At 67.6% G+C, this 15,565-nt stretch carries 14 protein-coding genes; 8 read left to right on the top strand and 6 right to left on the bottom strand.

Features of this window, described 5'->3' with window-relative positions; translation table 11 throughout:
• Window positions 1–9: 9 nt before the first annotated feature.
• Entirely contained in the window at window positions 10–2,100 is a 2,091-nt protein-coding gene (gene tkt / locus LMQ14_RS16230) for a transketolase (RefSeq protein WP_267730587.1), read from the bottom strand.
• 264 nt (window positions 2,101–2,364) lie between these two features.
• Here tkt and LMQ14_RS16225 point away from each other — a divergent pair, with 264 nt between their 5' ends.
• Together LMQ14_RS16225 and LMQ14_RS16220 are read left to right on the top strand one after the other, a co-directional pair.
• Window positions 2,365–3,291 carry a heme o synthase gene (locus LMQ14_RS16225; protein WP_267730586.1) on the top strand — a complete coding sequence of 309 codons (927 nt, stop codon included), beginning with the start codon at window positions 2,365–2,367 and terminating at the stop codon, window positions 3,289–3,291.
• 185 nt (window positions 3,292–3,476) lie between these two features.
• Window positions 3,477–3,878, top strand: a complete 402-nt coding sequence (locus tag LMQ14_RS16220; protein WP_267730585.1) for a hypothetical protein — start codon at window positions 3,477–3,479, stop codon at window positions 3,876–3,878.
• Window positions 3,879–3,887: 9 nt separating this feature from the next.
• Here the strand turns inward: LMQ14_RS16220 and LMQ14_RS16215 are convergent, their stop codons facing one another.
• Complete coding sequence (locus tag LMQ14_RS16215) at window positions 3,888–4,862, bottom strand: quinone oxidoreductase family protein (RefSeq protein ID WP_267730584.1); 975 nt, start codon at window positions 4,860–4,862, stop codon at window positions 3,888–3,890.
• 19 nt (window positions 4,863–4,881) lie between these two features.
• On the opposite strand from LMQ14_RS16215, the gene LMQ14_RS16210 reads away from it, so the two are divergent.
• Entirely contained in the window at window positions 4,882–5,574 is a 693-nt protein-coding gene (locus tag LMQ14_RS16210; protein WP_267730583.1) for a hypothetical protein, read from the top strand.
• Here LMQ14_RS16210 and LMQ14_RS16205 read toward each other — a convergent pair.
• Genes LMQ14_RS16205 through mptB form a run of 4 tightly spaced genes read right to left on the bottom strand, consistent with a single transcriptional unit; the run spans window position 5,524 to window position 9,990 of the window.
• Window positions 5,524–6,495, bottom strand: coding sequence for a COX15/CtaA family protein (locus LMQ14_RS16205; RefSeq protein ID WP_420714524.1), 972 nt, complete (start codon window positions 6,493–6,495; stop codon window positions 5,524–5,526). The two genes, LMQ14_RS16210 and LMQ14_RS16205, sit on opposite strands and share 51 nt — an antisense overlap.
• 29 nt (window positions 6,496–6,524) lie before the next feature.
• On the bottom strand, window positions 6,525–7,310 hold the full coding sequence (locus LMQ14_RS16200; protein ID WP_267730582.1) for an ABC transporter permease: 786 nt from the start codon (window positions 7,308–7,310) through the stop codon (window positions 6,525–6,527).
• Window positions 7,307–8,269: an ABC transporter ATP-binding protein gene (locus LMQ14_RS16195; protein WP_267730581.1), complete on the bottom strand. Its 963-nt coding sequence runs from the start codon at window positions 8,267–8,269 to the stop codon at window positions 7,307–7,309. The genes LMQ14_RS16200 and LMQ14_RS16195 overlap by 4 nt, the downstream gene beginning before the upstream one ends.
• Entirely contained in the window at window positions 8,266–9,990 is a 1,725-nt protein-coding gene (mptB, locus tag LMQ14_RS16190; protein WP_267730580.1) for a polyprenol phosphomannose-dependent alpha 1,6 mannosyltransferase MptB, read from the bottom strand. Before mptB ends, LMQ14_RS16195 begins: the two co-directional genes overlap by 4 nt.
• 69 nt (window positions 9,991–10,059) lie before the next feature.
• Between mptB and LMQ14_RS16185 the strand changes: the two genes are divergently transcribed.
• The 5 genes from LMQ14_RS16185 to LMQ14_RS16165 are packed head-to-tail and all read left to right on the top strand — an operon-like array spanning window position 10,060 to window position 15,559.
• Window positions 10,060–10,851, top strand: a complete 792-nt coding sequence (locus LMQ14_RS16185; RefSeq protein WP_267735544.1) for a helix-turn-helix transcriptional regulator — start codon at window positions 10,060–10,062, stop codon at window positions 10,849–10,851.
• Window positions 10,852–10,906: 55 nt separating this feature from the next.
• A complete protein-coding gene (gene sufB / locus LMQ14_RS16180; protein ID WP_267730579.1) occupies window positions 10,907–12,358 on the top strand; it encodes a Fe-S cluster assembly protein SufB in 1,452 nt (483 codons plus the stop codon).
• Window positions 12,355–13,530, top strand: a complete 1,176-nt coding sequence (sufD, locus tag LMQ14_RS16175) for a Fe-S cluster assembly protein SufD (protein ID WP_267730578.1) — start codon at window positions 12,355–12,357, stop codon at window positions 13,528–13,530. The genes sufB and sufD overlap by 4 nt, the downstream gene beginning before the upstream one ends.
• Entirely contained in the window at window positions 13,530–14,303 is a 774-nt protein-coding gene (gene sufC, locus LMQ14_RS16170; protein ID WP_267730577.1) for a Fe-S cluster assembly ATPase SufC, read from the top strand. Before sufD ends, sufC begins: the two co-directional genes overlap by 1 nt.
• Before the next feature lie 2 nt (window positions 14,304–14,305).
• A complete protein-coding gene (locus tag LMQ14_RS16165) occupies window positions 14,306–15,559 on the top strand; it encodes a cysteine desulfurase (RefSeq protein WP_267730576.1) in 1,254 nt (417 codons plus the stop codon).
• The last annotated feature ends 6 nt before the right edge of the window (window positions 15,560–15,565 follow it).

Genomic DNA, 15,565 nt, shown 5'->3' with positions numbered 1-15,565 from the left:
CAGCCTTTCTCAGTTGTCGACTACTTCTTCCGCGGCGGCAGCGACGGCCTCCGCGGTGAAGCCGAACTCACGGAACAATGTCTTGGCGTCGGCGGATGCGCCGTAGTGCTCGATCGAGACGATCTTCCCGGTGTCGCCGACCAGTTTGTGCCACGGTTGCGCGATGCCCGCCTCGACGGCCACCCGCGCCGAGACCGACGGCGGCAGCACGCTGTCGCGGTACTCGGCCGGCTGCGACTCGAACCATTCCACGCAGGGCATCGATACGACCCGCGCGAGAATATCCTTGTCCGCCAACAGCTTTGCGGCCTCTACCGCAAGCTGGACCTCGGAGCCGGTGCCGATCAGGACGACATCGGGTTCCTCTTCTGTGGCATCGCTCAGCACGTAGCCGCCGCGGGCGACACCCTCGATGCTGGTGCCCTCGAGCACCGGGACGCCTTGCCGGGTCAGGATCAGCCCGATCGGACCGGTGCTGGAACCGCGGGCCAGCACCGTGCGCCACGCGTAGGCGGTTTCGTTGGCATCCGCCGGACGCACCACCGACAGGTTCGGGATGGCCCGCAGCGCCGCGAGGTGCTCGATGGGTTGGTGGGTGGGCCCGTCCTCACCGAGCCCGATCGAATCGTGCGTCCACACGTAGATGGGGTCGATGTCCATCAGTGACGCCAACCGCACCGCGCCCCGCATGTAGTCGGAGAACTGCAGGAAGGTGCCACCGTAGGCGCGGGTGGGCCCGTGCAGCACGATGCCGGACAGGATCGCGCCCATGGCGTGCTCACGGATCCCGAAATGCAGGGTGCGGCCGTACCACTCGGCGGTGTAGTCATCGGTCGAAATCGACGGTGGCCCAAACGATTTGACGCCATCCATGGTGGTGTTGTTGCTGCCTGCCAGGTCGGCCGAGCCGCCCCAGAGCTCGGGCAGTTTCTGTCCCAGGGCGGAGAGCACCTTGCCGGAGGCGGCGCGGGTGGCCAGTGCCTTGGATCCGGGTTCCCAGTACGGGACATCGGCGTCCCAGCCGTCGGGCAGCTGTTGCGCGAGCAGCCGATCCAGCAGCGCCTTGCGGTCGGGTTCGCGTTGCGCCCACGCTTCGAAGTCGATCTGCCAGCGGTCGTGGGCCTCCTTGCCCCGGGCGACCAGGCCCCGGGTGTGGGTGATGACGTCGTGGCGGACCTCGAAGTTCTTGTCGGGATCGAATCCGAGAACTTTCTTGACCGCCGCGACCTCTTCCTCGCCGAGGGCAGCTCCGTGCACCTTCCCGGTGTTCATCATGTTCGGCGCCGGGTAGCCGATGATGGTGCGCAGCGCGATGAACGACGGCTTGTCGGTGACGGCCTTCGCGTTGGCGATGGCCTCCTCGATCCCGACGACGTTCTCGCCGCCCTCCACCTCTTGCACGTGCCAGCCGTAGGCGCGATACCGAGCGGCGGTGTTCTCGCACAGCGCGATGTTGGTGTCGTCCTCGATCGAGATCTGGTTGTGGTCGTAGAACACGATCAGGTTGCCCAACTGCTGCACCGCGGCCAGCGACGACGCCTCGGAGGTCACGCCCTCTTCGATGTCGCCGTCGGAGGCGATCACGTAGATGAAGTGGTCGAACGGGCTCTCGCCGGGCGCGGCGTCGGGGTCGAACAGGCCGCGCTCGTAGCGCGATGCCATCGCCATCCCGACCGACGACGCCAGGCCCTGGCCCAGCGGACCGGTGGTGATCTCAACACCCTTGGTGTGCCGGAACTCCGGGTGACCGGGAGTCTTGGAGCCCCAGGTGCGCAGCGCCTCGATGTCGGAGAGTTCGAGGCCGAACCCGCCCAGGTAGAGCTGCAGGTACACGGTCAGGCTGCTGTGCCCGGCCGACAGGACGAACCGGTCGCGGCCCAGCCAGTGCTGGTCGCTGGGGTCGTGGGTCATGGCGCGCTGGAACAGCGTGTAGGCCAACGGGGCCAGGCTCATCGCGGTCCCGGGATGGCCGTTGCCGACCTTTTGCACCGCATCGGCGGCCAGCACCCGCACGGTATCGACTGCGGCCGAGTCGATGTCGGTCCAATCGTCGGGGTGCTGCGGTCGGGTCAGCGAGGAGATCTCTTCCAGAGTGGTCACAGGCGTCAGTCCTTGGGGTGGCCGTAATCATGCGCAGATCAATTCTCACCCTAGTGCGGGAGTGCCAGCGTTTGCAGTGCGGGATTGGGGGTATTCCTCGGCCCCTCGCTGGATATGACATCCAGGCGTCGCAGAGCTTGCGATCAGTGCCGCCGCCGGGAAATTCTGTGTGAATCGACCCTGGAGGCTGGCCGCGGGGGCAACGCGGTCTACCATCGTGCGTAGTAGATCCTGCGCCCCGCTGCGACCCCGAGGAGTTATTGCGTGAGCGTTCGCGGGCGCTTCGAGTCAACCCGAGCGCCGAGCCGAATTCGCGGCACGGTGCTGGCTTACCTGGCGCTGACGAAGCCGCGGGTCATTGAGCTGCTGCTGGTCACGGCGATACCCGCGATGCTGCTGGCGCACCGCGGCCATGTCGATCCGTTGCTGATCCTCAACACATTGGTCGGCGGAATGCTGGCGGCCGGCGGGGCCAACACGCTCAACTGCGTGGCCGACGCCGACATCGACAAGCTGATGAAGCGGACCGCGCGCCGGCCGCTGGCGCGGGCCGCGGTGTCGACGCGCAACGCCTTGATACTGGGGCTGGTGCTCACCGTGGGCTCGTTCTTCTGGCTCTGGTGGACGACGAACCTGCTGTCGGGGCTGCTCGCGATCGCCACCATCGCGTTTTACGTGTTCGTCTACACGCTGCTGCTCAAGCGCCGTACCTCGCAAAACGTCGTCTGGGGCGGCGCGGCCGGCTGCATGCCGGTGATGATCGGCTGGTCGGCGGTCACCGGCACCATCGGCTGGCCGGCGCTGGCGATGTTCGCGATCATCTTCTTTTGGACGCCGCCGCACACCTGGGCGTTGGCGATGCGGTACAAGGACGACTACAAGGCGGCCGGCGTCCCGATGCTGCCCGCCGTGGCGACCGAGCGTCAGGTGACCAAGCAGATCCTGATCTACACCTGGCTGACCGTGCTGGCGACGATGGTGTTGGCGCTGGCCGCCGGCTGGCTGTACGCGGCCGTCGCCGTGCTCGCCGGGGTCTGGTTCCTGGCGATGGCCCACCAGCTGTACGCCGGGGTCCGGGCCGGCGAGCCGGTCAAGCCGCTGCGGCTGTTCCTGCAATCGAACAACTACCTCGCGGTGGTGTTCTGCGCGCTGGCGGTCGACTCGGTGATCGCGTTGCCGACGCTGCTCTGACCCGTTCGCCCGGGTTTTCACGGCGATAGCGCATTCGATATCGCTTTCTTTTGTTGGGATCGGTAGCAAACCGCCGCGGATGTAATGGGTCCGGCTGATTCGCATAGCCAAAACCCAGGCAGCGCAAAGGGCGCGGCCCAATACTGACCCTCAGCAGCAAAGGGTGCAGAAAAGGACTCGAGGCCATGGCACACCACCACTTCGTCAAGAAATTGACCGCCGCGGCGTTGCTGTCGGGCGGTTTGGCGCTGTCCGGTTTCGGCCTGACCGCGGCCATCGCCGGGGCTCAACCCGGGCCCGTACCGCTGGATGCCTGGCCCGGCTGTCCGAACGATCACCCGGCGGGGCCATGCCACTGGTGTCCGGGGCAACCCTTGCCGCCGACCGGAAATCACGTCACCAACCCAGTGGTGTGGGACAACAACATTTGCCACACCTACTTTTACGTCTACTTCGGGCAAGGCAATGTGGCGCAAAACATTTGGGACGGCGACAATCCGCCGGCGCCACCCCCACCGCCGCCGCCGGGTCTGATCAACAAGGACAACTGCCAGCAGATCCTCGGTATCTTCTGTCCCAAGGCCTGACGAATTCGACTACGGGAGTAGGACAATCGAGCCGGCGGTCTTGCGGCCCTGCAGGTCGGTATGGGCGCGAGTCGCTTCGGCCAGCGGATAGCGGCCTCCGACTTCGATATTGATCGCGCCGCCGGCCACCGCCTCGAACAATTCATCGGCGCGCCAGCTGAACTCCTGGCCGGTGCGCATGAAGTGGGCCAGCGTCGGGCGGGTCAAGAACACCGAGCCCGCGGCGTTGAGCCGCTGGGGGTCCACCGGTGGCACGGGTCCGCTGGCGGCGCCGAACAAGGCCAGGGTCCCGCGGACGGCCAGGCTGGCCAGGCTGGCGTCGAAGGTGGTGGCGCCGACGCCGTCGTACACCGCCGCCACGCCGACACCCCCGGTGAGCTCACGAATCCGCTGGCCGAACTGCGCGGCGTCGTCGGGGTAGGACAGCACCTCGTCGGCGCCCGCCTTCTTGGACAGTTCGGCCTTCTCCGGCGTCGAGACGGTGCTGATGACCCGGACGCCGAGCAGGTGCGCCCATTGGGTCAGGATCAGCCCGACGCCGCCGGCGCCGGCGTGCACCAGCACGGCGTCGCCGGCCTGCACCGGATACACCGACTTCAGCAGGTAGTGCGCGGTCAGGCCCTTCAACAGCACCGAGGCCGCCACTTCGGAGCTGACGCCGTCGGGCACCTTGGCAGTCAAATGCACTGGCGCGGTAGCAAATTCAGCGTAGGCGCCGGATGCCGCCGCGGAGGCCACCCGGTCGCCGACAAGGAAGTCCTCGACTCCCTCGCCCAGGGCCGCCACGGTGCCGCACACCTCGGAACCGAGCACGAACGGAACCTCGCGCGGGTATTGCCCGGACCGGAAATACGTATCAATGAAGTTGACGCCGATGGCCTCGGCCTCGATCAGCAGCTCGCCGGGGCCCGGAGACGGTTGTGACGTGTCGACGTAGCGCAGGACCTCGGGGCCGCCAGTTTCACTGACTTGGATTGCGTGCATGTGGCTATCATGCCCGGGGATGAAGCTTGCCCGCCCGGACGTCTTTCACCCCCGCATTGTGCTGGCCGGATGTCCCCAGCATCCCGCCGGTGACGGCGACGACGCGGGGTTGGTCGCCGCGCTGCGGCAGCGCGGTCTGCACGCGCGCTGGCTGTCCTGGGATGACCCCGGCACCCGCGAGGCGGATCTGGTGATCCTGCGCGCCACTGACGACCACGACGGGCGGCTGGAGGAGTTCCTGGGCTGGACCACCCGCGTCAAGAATCTGCTGAACGCACCGAACGTGGTCGCCTGGAATGTCGATGCGGGCTACCTGGGTGACCTGGAGGGTGCGGGTGTGCCGACGGTGCGCACCCGCGCACCGGGAAAATCGGTGGCATTGATCTTTTTCGGCGGCCAGCAGTCGCATGCGTTCACCGAAAAGCACGCGGTCGAGCCGGAGTTCGAGTTCTGGGACGTCGGCTATGCCGCCATTGCCGCGGTGGCCGAACGCGCCGAAATCCGCACGGGCGAGCTGCTGTACGCGCGTGTCGACGTCACCGGCGGGCCCGCGGGGATCCGGGTGGCCGGGCTCGATGTGGTGGACCCGTCGCTGGGCTGGCGGCGGTTGGATCCCGACACCCGCGGCCTGGCCCAGCGCGAGTTCGCGCTGGCCGTGGAGTCAGCCTGCGAGCGGCTCGGGCTCGGCCCGTTCTCGCATCGACGCCCATAGCGCCGCGGTGGCGGCGGTGCAGGCCGCGGCGCCCGCGACGTGGACGGCGACCAGGGCGGCGGGGACGCCGGTGAAGTACTGCGTGGTACCGACCGCGGCCTGGGCGCACACCAGGGCGAGCAGCACGCCCAGCCGCAGCATGATCGCCCGCGTCGCGCCGACCGCGAGCAGCCCGAAGCCCAGCCCGACCAACAGTGCGAGATAGGCGACCAGCAGCGACGAATGCATGTGCACCAGCGTCGTGATCTCGATTTTCAGCCGCGGCACCGTCCGGCTCGGGCTCCGGTCTCCGGCATGCGGGCCGGCCGCGGTCACCAGCGTGCCGGTGACCAGTACCACCGCCAGGTTCACCCCGGTGAGCGCGGTGAGCAGGCGCAGCGGCTTGGCCACCCGCTCGTGCACCACGCCGTCGTCCGGCTCGCCGACCTTGACGTACAGCAGCACCGACAGCCACACCATCGTCATCGACACCAGCAGGTGAATCGCCACGGTCCACCACAGCAACCCGGTGCGCACCGTGATGCCACCGATCACCGCCTGCACCACCGTCGACACCGGCATCAGCCACGCATAGGTCAGCACCTCGGGCCGCCGGCGGGCGCGGTAAACCGCCAGCACGGCGAGCGCCGCGGTGACCACCACCGCGAGGCTGAACATCCGGTTGCCGAACTCGACCGCCTGATGCACCCGCGGCACCTCCGCCACCGCGACCGGGACGAAACTGCCGGGAAAACACTGTGGCCAGGTCGGGCAACCGAGTCCCGACGCGGTGACCCGCACGATCGAGCCGGTGACGGCGATACCGCCCTGAGAAACGATCACGGTGGCGGCAATGATCCGCTGGACGCGCAGGCTGGGGTCGGGGAGCAGGTCCACCAACCGCATCAGCACTCGTCTTGCCACCGCCCGATCGTAGGCCAACGAAAACTACGGCCTGTAGTACGGCATCGTCAGGTGAAGCGGAACCAGCGCAGCGCGGCAAGCGCGGCCACCGCGCCCCACACCGCGAGCACGACGACGCCGAACCAGTCGACCGACAGCGTCATCGCCTGCGACAGTGCCTCGGTCAGTGCGCCGGACGGGGTGAGCCGGGCCGCCCATTTGACGGCCGTCGGGATCATGTTCGTCTCGAGAGTCAGCGCGCCCAACCCGGCGAAGACGAACCACATCAGGTTGGCGACCGCGAGCACTATCTCGGCGCGCAGCGTGCCGCCGAGCAGCAGGCCGAGCGCCGTGAAGGCGGCGGTGCCCAGCGCGATAACCGCCGCGCCCAGTACAAGAGCCAGCGGAGAGGGGCGCCAGCCCAGCGCAAAACCGATGGCGCCCAGGATAATTGCCTGTAAGAACACGACGGTGATCACGGCCAGAGACTTGCCGGCGATGATCCCCCAGACGGGAAGTGGCGTGGCGCCAAGGCGTTTGAGCGCGCCGTAGCGCCGGTCGAACGCGATGGCGATCGCCTGCCCGGTGAAGGCCGTCGAGATCAGCGCCAGCGCCATGATGGCCGGCACGAACGTCGCGGCGCGGTTGTGGCCGAACGAGCCGAACGGTAGCAGCGTCAGTCCGACCAGCAGTGTGATCGGGATGAACATGGTCAGCAGCAGCTGTTCGCCGTTGCGCAGCAACAGCTTCAGCTCCAGCCCGAATTGGGCGGAAAGCATTTTCGGCACGGCACTGGGACGCGGATCGGGGGTGAAGGTCCCCGGCGGAAACACCGGGCTGTTGGTGTCGGTCACGACCGCAACTTCCTGCCGGTGAGCTCCAGGAACACATCTTCGAGGCTGCGCTGCTCGACCCGCACATCGGTTGCCAACACATCGATTTGGGCGCACCACGCCATCACCGTCGCCAGCACCTGCGGGTCGACCGAGCCCTCGACCAGGTACTCGCCCGGCGTCACCTCGGTGGCCTTGTAGTCCTCCGGCAGCGCAGAAGCCAAGAGCGACAAGTCAAGTCGCGGCGGCGCGGTGAACCGCACCTGGCCTTTCGCGCCGGAGCGCATCAACTCCGCCGGAGTGCCCTCCGCCACCGTCGCCCCACGGTCGATGATGACGATCCGGTCGGCCAGCTCCTCGGCCTCCTTGAGTTGGTGGGTGGTCAGCACCACCGTCACTCCATCGCGGCGCAGTGCGTCGATCAGTTCCCAGACCAGCAACCGGGCATGCGCATCCATGCCGGCGGTCGGCTCGTCGAGGAACACCAGTTCGGGACGCCCGACCAGCGCGCAGGCCAGCGCGAGCCGCTGCTGTTGCCCGCCGGAAAGCCGCCGGTAGGTGGTGCGGGCCGCATCGGTCAGGCCCAAGGTGGCCAGCAGCCACTGCGGGTCCAGCGGGTCGGCGGCGTAGGACGCGACCAGATTGAGCATTTCGCCGGCGCGGGCCGCCGGATAGCCGCCGCCGCCCTGCAGCATCACCCCGATGCGCGCGCGCAGCCGGGCGTTGTCGGCGACCGGGTCCAGCCCCAGCACCTCGATCGTGCCGGCGTCCGGGCGTACGAAGCCCTCGCACATCTCGACCGTCGTCGTCTTGCCGGCGCCGTTGGGGCCCAACAGGGCCAGCACCTCGGCGGCGCGAACTTCGAGATCCAGATTGCAGACAGCTGTCGTCGAGCCGTACTGCTTACTCACCCCGCGCAGCCGCACCACTGTTTCGGGGGCTTGGGGGACATCTAAAGGGACATGCTGGCCCGAACTCACGTCGAGTCAGCGTAGGCGTCGGGTGCCGACTCGGATCTAGGGGTGGCCCGTGGGGTCTCCGGGGTCGCGGGGGCCCCGGCGCCGGGCGGCCCGTCGCCGTTCGTTTCGCCGCTGCCGGTCGGCGCGGACTGCAGCGGTCGCCAGGGCAGCCGGGTGTAGGTCAGCGCGACCAGCACGGCCATCACGGCGGCGCTGGCCAGGGTGGCATCCAGGATTTGGAACAGCGCAAAGCGGTCGCCGTTGGCCGTCGGTCCGAAGATGCCGACGACGAGCGTGATCACGATGACCGTCTCGCGGAAGCCGGTGCGGGTCGCCCAGCAGGCCAGCGGAATGATCGCCCACAGCAGATACCAGGGCTGCACGACGGGAAACAGCAGCACGCAGATGCCCAGCGCGACACCGAGGCCACCGATCGGATGCAGCCGGCCGCGGAACACCGCGTACAGCAACCAGCTGACCAGCACCATGATGATCAGCACGCCGATAAAACGGGTCAGTGCCAGCACGGCGGTGGTGTGATCGCCCAGGCCCAGCAGAATCCCCACCTGCCCGGTGGCCAGGGCCAGCAGCGTCGGCGGCGACATCCAGCTGCGCACCACGTTGGCGGTGCCGAGCGTGAACATCCAGCCGAACCCCAGTCCGCTGGCCCAGCCCACCAGGCCCATCACCGCCAGCGACAACGAGCCAATCCCGCCGCCCGCCAGCAGCAGCGCCCGCAGATTGCCGCCGCAGCGGTAGGCCAGCGCCATCGTCACGAACCCCAGCGCCAACAGCGAGGGCAGCTTCACCTGCGAGGACAGGGTGATCAGGATGGAGCCGGCCAGCAGCATCCCCAGCGGCTCCCAGTCCGGGCCGAGGTGGCGCCACGAGGTGGGCCACAGCCGCGGCGAATCGATACCGCGCAGCGCGAATTCGGCGCCGATCAGCATCAACCCGAGCATCAGTGCCTCGTTGTGGATGCCGGCGACCAGATGCATCAGCAGCAGCGGGTTGGCGACGCCCAGCCACAGCGCGCTCACCTCGGCGACGCCGCAGCGCCGGGCCAGCCGCGGCACGGCCCACACGATCATCGCCACGCCGGCCAGCACGACCAAGCGGTGGCAGAGGACCGCGGCGACGATGTTCTCGCCGGTCAGCGCCGAGATCCCGCGGCCGATCCACAAGAACAACGGACCGTAGGGCGCCGGCGTCTCCCGCCACACGCTGGGCACCGACAGGGTGAACACATGGCCGAGACCAAGCCCGGACGCGGGACCGACCTTGTAGGGGTCCAGACCCTCGAGCGAGATCTGGCTCTGCGCCAGGTAGGAGTAGACGTCCTTGCTGTACATCGGCGGTGCGATCAGTAGCGGCAACATCCACAGCATCAGCGTGCGATCCAGCTCGCCGCGCGACATCTGCCGCTTGCCCAGTGCGAATCGGCCCAGCATCAGCCAGGCGAGCGCCATCATGACCGCCCCGACCGTGGTCATGGTCAGCGACACCGTCTGGATCCGGGACGGCAGGTTCAACAGCCGGACGCCGAAGGTGGGGTCCTGCACGACGGGCCGGGCCCCGGCACCCAGGGCGCCGATCCCCATCAGGACCGTTCCGGTGGCGCCGAACAGGCGGGTGCGCCGAAGTGCGGTGAGTTCGGTCTCATTAAGCGGTGAGCCCACGGGCTTCTCGTCGCCGTGCAGGGCGGCGATCGACGAGCTCAGCGTGTGGTGGCGCACTGCCATCAGTGCAGCGTAGCGACATGTCGACAAGCCGCGGCCCGGTGCTCGCCGTGGGGTCGGCACAACCCGCGACTGAGGGCAGCCTTGCTAGACCGATTTCCGGAATTGAGTCACACTGGTGTTGTGAAAATCCGGACCGCTGACGAAGCCGTTGCCGCGCCCGTAATCGGCGCCGCGGCTCCTGCTGTGCTGCCGGATGGTCACACCCGCCGCGCCATTGTGCGGCTGCTGCTGGAATCCGGGTCGATCACCGTCAGTGAGATCTGTGACCGGCTGGGCCTGGCGGCCGCCGGCGTGCGCCGTCATCTCGACGCGCTGATCGAAGCGGGCGACGCGGAGTCCGCGGCGGCCGCGGCCTGGCAGCAGGCCGGACGCGGGCGTCCCGCGAAGCGTTTCCGGTTGACGTCGGCCGGCCGGGCCAAGCTCGACCACGCCTACGACGACCTGGCGGCCGCGGCGATGCGCCAGCTGCGCGAGATCGGCGGACAGGGCGCGGTGCAGACGTTCGCCCGGCGCCGCATCGACACGATCCTGGCCGATGTCCAGCCCGCCGATAGTGCCGACGACGCCGACGTCGAGGCCGCCGCCGAGCGGCTGGCCGGCGCGTTGACCAAGGCCGGCTACGTCGCCACCACGACTCGGGTGGGCCCGCCGCTGCACGGCGTGCAGATCTGCCAGCACCACTGCCCGGTATCGCATGTCGCCGAGGAATTCCCGGAGCTGTGCGAGGCCGAGCGGGAGGCGATGGCCGAGGTACTCGGCACTCACGTGCAGCGGTTGGCGACGATCGTCAACGGTGATTGCGCCTGTACCACCCACGTGCCACTCGCACCGGTTGCGAGCAAGGCAGCAAGCAAGACCTAGCATCAAGCGGCGCCCAGCCCGCGCCAGCACCTTCGAGCACCAAAGGAGCGTCCGAATGACACTCACGCCAGAGGCAACCAAGCCGGTTACCGAAGCGCCGTTGACCCAGGAGCAGGCGATCGCATCCCTGGGCAAGTACGGCTACGGCTGGTCGGACTCCGACGTCGCGGGTGCCAGCGCGCAGCGTGGCCTGTCCGAGGCGGTCGTGCGGGACATCTCGGCGAAAAAGAGCGAGCCGGATTGGATGCTGCAGATCCGGCTGAAGGCGTTGCGCACATTCGGCAAGAAGCCGATGCCGAACTGGGGCTCGAACCTCGAGGGCATCCACTTCGACAACATCAAATACTTCGTGCGTTCCAGTGAGAAGCAGGCGGCCACGTGGGACGACCTGCCCGCCGACATCAAGAACACCTACGACAAGCTCGGCATCCCGGAGGCGGAGAAGCAGCGCCTGGTCTCGGGCGTCGCGGCGCAGTACGAGTCCGAGGTGGTCTACCACTCGATCCGCGAGGATCTCGAGGCGCTCGGCGTCATCTTCCTGGACACCGACACCGCGCTGAAGGAACACCCCGAGCTGTTCCGGCAGTACTTCGGCACGGTCATCCCGGCCGGTGACAACAAGTTCTCCGCGCTCAATACCGCGGTGTGGTCGGGTGGCTCGTTCATCTACGTCCCCAAGGGTGTGCACGTCGACATCCCGCTGCAGGCCTACTTCCGGATCAACACCGAGAACATGGGCCAGTTCGAGCGGACGCTGATCATCGTCGACGAAGGTGCCTACGTGCACTACGTCGAGGGCTGTACCGCGCCGATCTACAAGAGCGACTCGCTGCACTCGGCAGTGGTCGAGATCATCGTGAAGCCCGGTGGCCGTTGCCGTTACACGACCATCCAGAACTGGTCGAACAACGTCTACAACCTGGTCACCAAGCGGGCCCGAGCCGAAGCCGGCGCCACCATGGAGTGGGTCGACGGCAACATCGGGTCGAAGGTGACGATGAAGTACCCGGCGGTCTGGATGACCGGCGAATACGCCAAGGGCGAGGTGCTCTCGGTGGCGTTCGCCGGCGAGGGCCAGCACCAGGACACCGGCGCCAAGATGCTGCACCTGGCGCCCAACACGTCGAGCAACATCGTCTCCAAGTCGGTGGCACGTGGCGGCGGCCGCGCGTCCTACCGCGGCCTGGTGCAGGTGAACAAGGGTGCTCACGGGTCGCGCTCCAGCGTGAAATGCGATGCGCTGCTTGTCGATACGATCAGCCGCAGTGACACCTATCCGTACGTCGATATCCGCGAGGACGACGTCACGATGGGTCACGAGGCCACCGTGTCAAAGGTCAGCGAGGACCAACTGTTCTACCTGATGAGCCGCGGCATGACCGAGGACGAGGCGATGGCGATGGTCGTGCGCGGCTTCGTCGAGCCGATCGCCAAAGAGTTGCCGATGGAATACGCGCTGGAGCTCAACCGGCTGATCGAGTTGCAGATGGAGGGCGCGGTCGGATGACCGCGCGGACAACAACTATCGAAGGCTCGGCACTGAACAAGGGCGAGCTGTTCGCGTCCTTCGACGTGGACGCGTTCGAGGTGCCGCACGGCCGCGACGAGATTTGGCGGTTCACCCCACTGAAGCGGTTGCGCGGCCTGCACGACGGCTCGGCCGTCGCCAACGGCAAGGCACAGATCACTGTCGGCGAACAGCCCGGCGTAAAAACCGATATCGTGCGCCGCGGCGACGAGCGGCTGGGTCAGGGCGGCGTTCCCGCCGACCGTGTTGCGGCCCAAGCATTCTCGTCATTCAACTCCGCGACGGTGGTGACCGTGGCGCGCGACACCGAGGTCGCCAAGCCGATCGAGATCGTCGTCACCGGGCCCGGCGAGGGCGCGGTCGCCTACGGCCATCTGCAGATCCGCGTCGAAGAACTCGCCCGGGCCATCGTCGTCGTCGACCTGCGCGGCAGCGGCACCTACGCCGACAACGTCGAGATCATCGTTGGTGACTCGGCGGCGCTCGGGGTGATCTGGATCGCCGACTGGGCCGACGACATGGTCCACGTCAGCGCGCATCACGCACGGCTGGGCAAGGATTCGGTGCTCGGTCACGTCAACGTGACGCTCGGGGGCGACCTGGTTCGTACCACGACGACGGTGCGGTTCACCGCGCCCGGCGGCGACGCGCAGCTGCTCGGCACCTATTTCGCCGACGACGGCCAGCACTTCGAATCCCGGTTGCTCGTCGACCACGCGCACCCGAACTGCCGCTCGGACGTGTTGTACAAGGGTGCGCTGCAAGGCGATCCGGACTCCAGCCGGCCCGACGCCCACACGGTGTGGATCGGCGATGTGCTGATCCGCGCGGAGGCCACTGGCACCGACACGTATGAGGCGAACCGCAATCTGGTGCTGACCGACGGCGCCCGCGCCGACTCGGTGCCCAACCTCGAAATCGAGACCGGCGAGATCGTCGGCGCCGGACACGCAAGTGCCACGGGAAGATTCGACGACGAGCAGGTGTTTTACCTAAGGGCTCGCGGTATCCCGGAAGACCAGGCCCGCCGATTGATCGTGCGTGGCTTCTTCGCCGAGATCATCCAGAAGATCGCTGTGGCTTCGGTGCGGGATCGGCTGACCGAGGCGATTGAACACGAACTTGAGTTAACCGAAGGAATCAAGAACTGATGACCACGCTCGAAATCAAGGATCTGCACGTCAGCGTCTCGCCCGCCAATGATGCCGAGGCCATCCCGATCCTCAAAGGTGTTGATCTCACCGTGAAGTCGGGGGAGACGCACGCGCTGATGGGCCCGAACGGGTCCGGCAAGTCCACCCTGTCCTATGCGATCGCCGGGCACCCGAAGTACCAGGTGACGTCCGGCTCTATCACGCTGGACGGCCAGGACGTGCTGGCGATGAGCGTCGACGAACGGGCGCGGGCCGGCTTGTTCCTCGCCATGCAATACCCGATCGAGGTGCCCGGGGTATCGATGTCGAACTTCCTGCGCACCGCCGCCGCGGCCGTGCGCGGTGAGGCACCGAAACTGCGGCACTGGGTCAAGGAAGTCAAGGGCGCGATGGAGGGCCTCGGGATCGATCCGGCGTTCTCCGAACGCAGTGTCAACGAAGGCTTTTCCGGTGGCGAGAAGAAGCGCCACGAGATCCTGCAGCTGTCGCTGCTCAAGCCCAAGATCGCGATCCTCGACGAGACCGATTCCGGGCTCGACGTCGACGCGCTGCGGGTGGTCAGCGAGGGCGTGAACCGCTACGCCGAAGCCGAGCATGGCGGTGTCCTGCTGATCACGCACTACACCCGGATCCTGCGCTACATCCAGCCGCAGTTCGTGCACGTTTTCGTCGGCGGGCGCATCGTCGAGGCCGGCGGCCCCGAGCTGGCCGACGAGCTCGAAGCGCACGGCTACGAGCGCTTTGCGCAATCGGCTGCCACGGGGGCGTAACGATGTCGGCCTCCGTGACTCCACTGGATCTCGCGGCGATCCGCGCTGACTTCCCGATCCTCAAGCGCATCATGCGCAGCGGAAATCAGTTGGCGTACCTGGATTCCGGCGCCACGTCGCAGCGCCCGTTGCAGGTGCTCGACGCCGAACGGGAATTTCTGCTGACGTCCAATGGCGCCGTGCACCGCGGTGCGCACCAGCTGATGGAAGAGGCCACCGACGCCTACGAGCAGGGCCGGGCCGACATCGCGGCGTTCGTCGGTGCCGACGCCGACGAGCTGGTCTTCACCAAGAACGCCACCGAATCGCTGAACCTGGTGTCCTATGTGCTGGGCGACAAGCGTTTCGACGGTGCCGTCGGTGCGGGCGACGTCATCGTCATCACCGAGCTGGAACACCATGCCAACCTGGTGCCGTGGCAGGAGCTGGCCCGGCGGACCGGGGCGACGTTGCGCTGGTACGGCCTGACCGACGACGGACGTATCGACCTGGATTCGCTGGAACTCGATGAGCGCGTCAAAATTGTTGCTTTCAGCCATCATTCGAATGTGACCGGCGCGGTGGCTCCGGTGCGGGAGCTGGTCGCCCGGGCCAAGGCGGTGGGCGCGCTGACCGTGCTCGACGCTTGCCAGTCGGTGCCGCACCAGCCGGTCGACTTTCGTGCCCTCGACGTCGACTTCGGTGCCTTCTCCGGACACAAGATGCTGGGCCCCAACGGAATCGGAGTGCTCTACGGCCGCCGCGAATTGCTTGAGGCGCTGCCGCCGTTCATCACCGGCGGCTCGATGATCGAGACCGTCACGATGGAAGGCACGACGTACGCCGCGCCCCCGCAGCGGTTCGAGGCCGGTACTCCGATGACCTCTCAGGTCGTCGGGTTGGCCGCCGCCGCACGCTATCTCGGCGACATCGGCATGGCCGCCGTCGAATCCCACGAAAACGAGCTGGTGGCCGCGGCGCTGGCGGGCCTGTCCGGTATCGAGGCCGTGCGCATCATCGGACCGACGTCGATGGAAAACCGTGGCTCGCCAGTCGCATTCGTCGTGGACGGCGTGCACGCGCATGACGTCGGACAGGTGCTCGACGACGAGGGTGTCGCGGTGCGGGTCGGCCATCACTGTGCGTTGCCGCTGCACCGCCGGTTCGGGGTGGCTGCCACGGCGCGGGCGTCGTTCGCGGTGTACAACACCCCCGACGAGGTCGACCGGCTGGTGGCCGGTGTGCGCCGGGCCGTGGAATTCTTCGGCGGAGCGTGAGCCGTG

This window comes from Mycobacterium sp. Aquia_213 (genome assembly GCF_026625985.1).
Taxonomy (GTDB): Bacteria; Actinomycetota; Actinomycetes; order Mycobacteriales; family Mycobacteriaceae; genus Mycobacterium.
The sequence above is the reverse complement of the archived record's forward strand: the minus strand, read 5'-3'. Positions and strand labels throughout refer to the sequence as shown.

What these genes read in the sequence shown, in the direction of transcription:
- LMQ14_RS16220 (WP_267730585.1), top strand. Translation starts at nt 3,477, where the DNA reads ATGGCACACCACCACTTCGTCAAGAAATTGACCGCCGCGGCGTTGCTG.
- LMQ14_RS16215 (WP_267730584.1), bottom strand. Translation starts at nt 4,862, where the DNA reads ATGCACGCAATCCAAGTCAGTGAAACTGGCGGCCCCGAGGTCCTGCGC.
- LMQ14_RS16210 (WP_267730583.1), top strand. Translation starts at nt 4,882, where the DNA reads ATGAAGCTTGCCCGCCCGGACGTCTTTCACCCCCGCATTGTGCTGGCC.
- mptB (WP_267730580.1), bottom strand. Translation starts at nt 9,990, where the DNA reads ATGGCAGTGCGCCACCACACGCTGAGCTCGTCGATCGCCGCCCTGCAC.
- sufB (WP_267730579.1), top strand. Translation starts at nt 10,907, where the DNA reads ATGACACTCACGCCAGAGGCAACCAAGCCGGTTACCGAAGCGCCGTTG.
- sufD (WP_267730578.1), top strand. Translation starts at nt 12,355, where the DNA reads ATGACCGCGCGGACAACAACTATCGAAGGCTCGGCACTGAACAAGGGC.
- sufC (WP_267730577.1), top strand. Translation starts at nt 13,530, where the DNA reads ATGACCACGCTCGAAATCAAGGATCTGCACGTCAGCGTCTCGCCCGCC.
- LMQ14_RS16165 (WP_267730576.1), top strand. Translation starts at nt 14,306, where the DNA reads ATGTCGGCCTCCGTGACTCCACTGGATCTCGCGGCGATCCGCGCTGAC.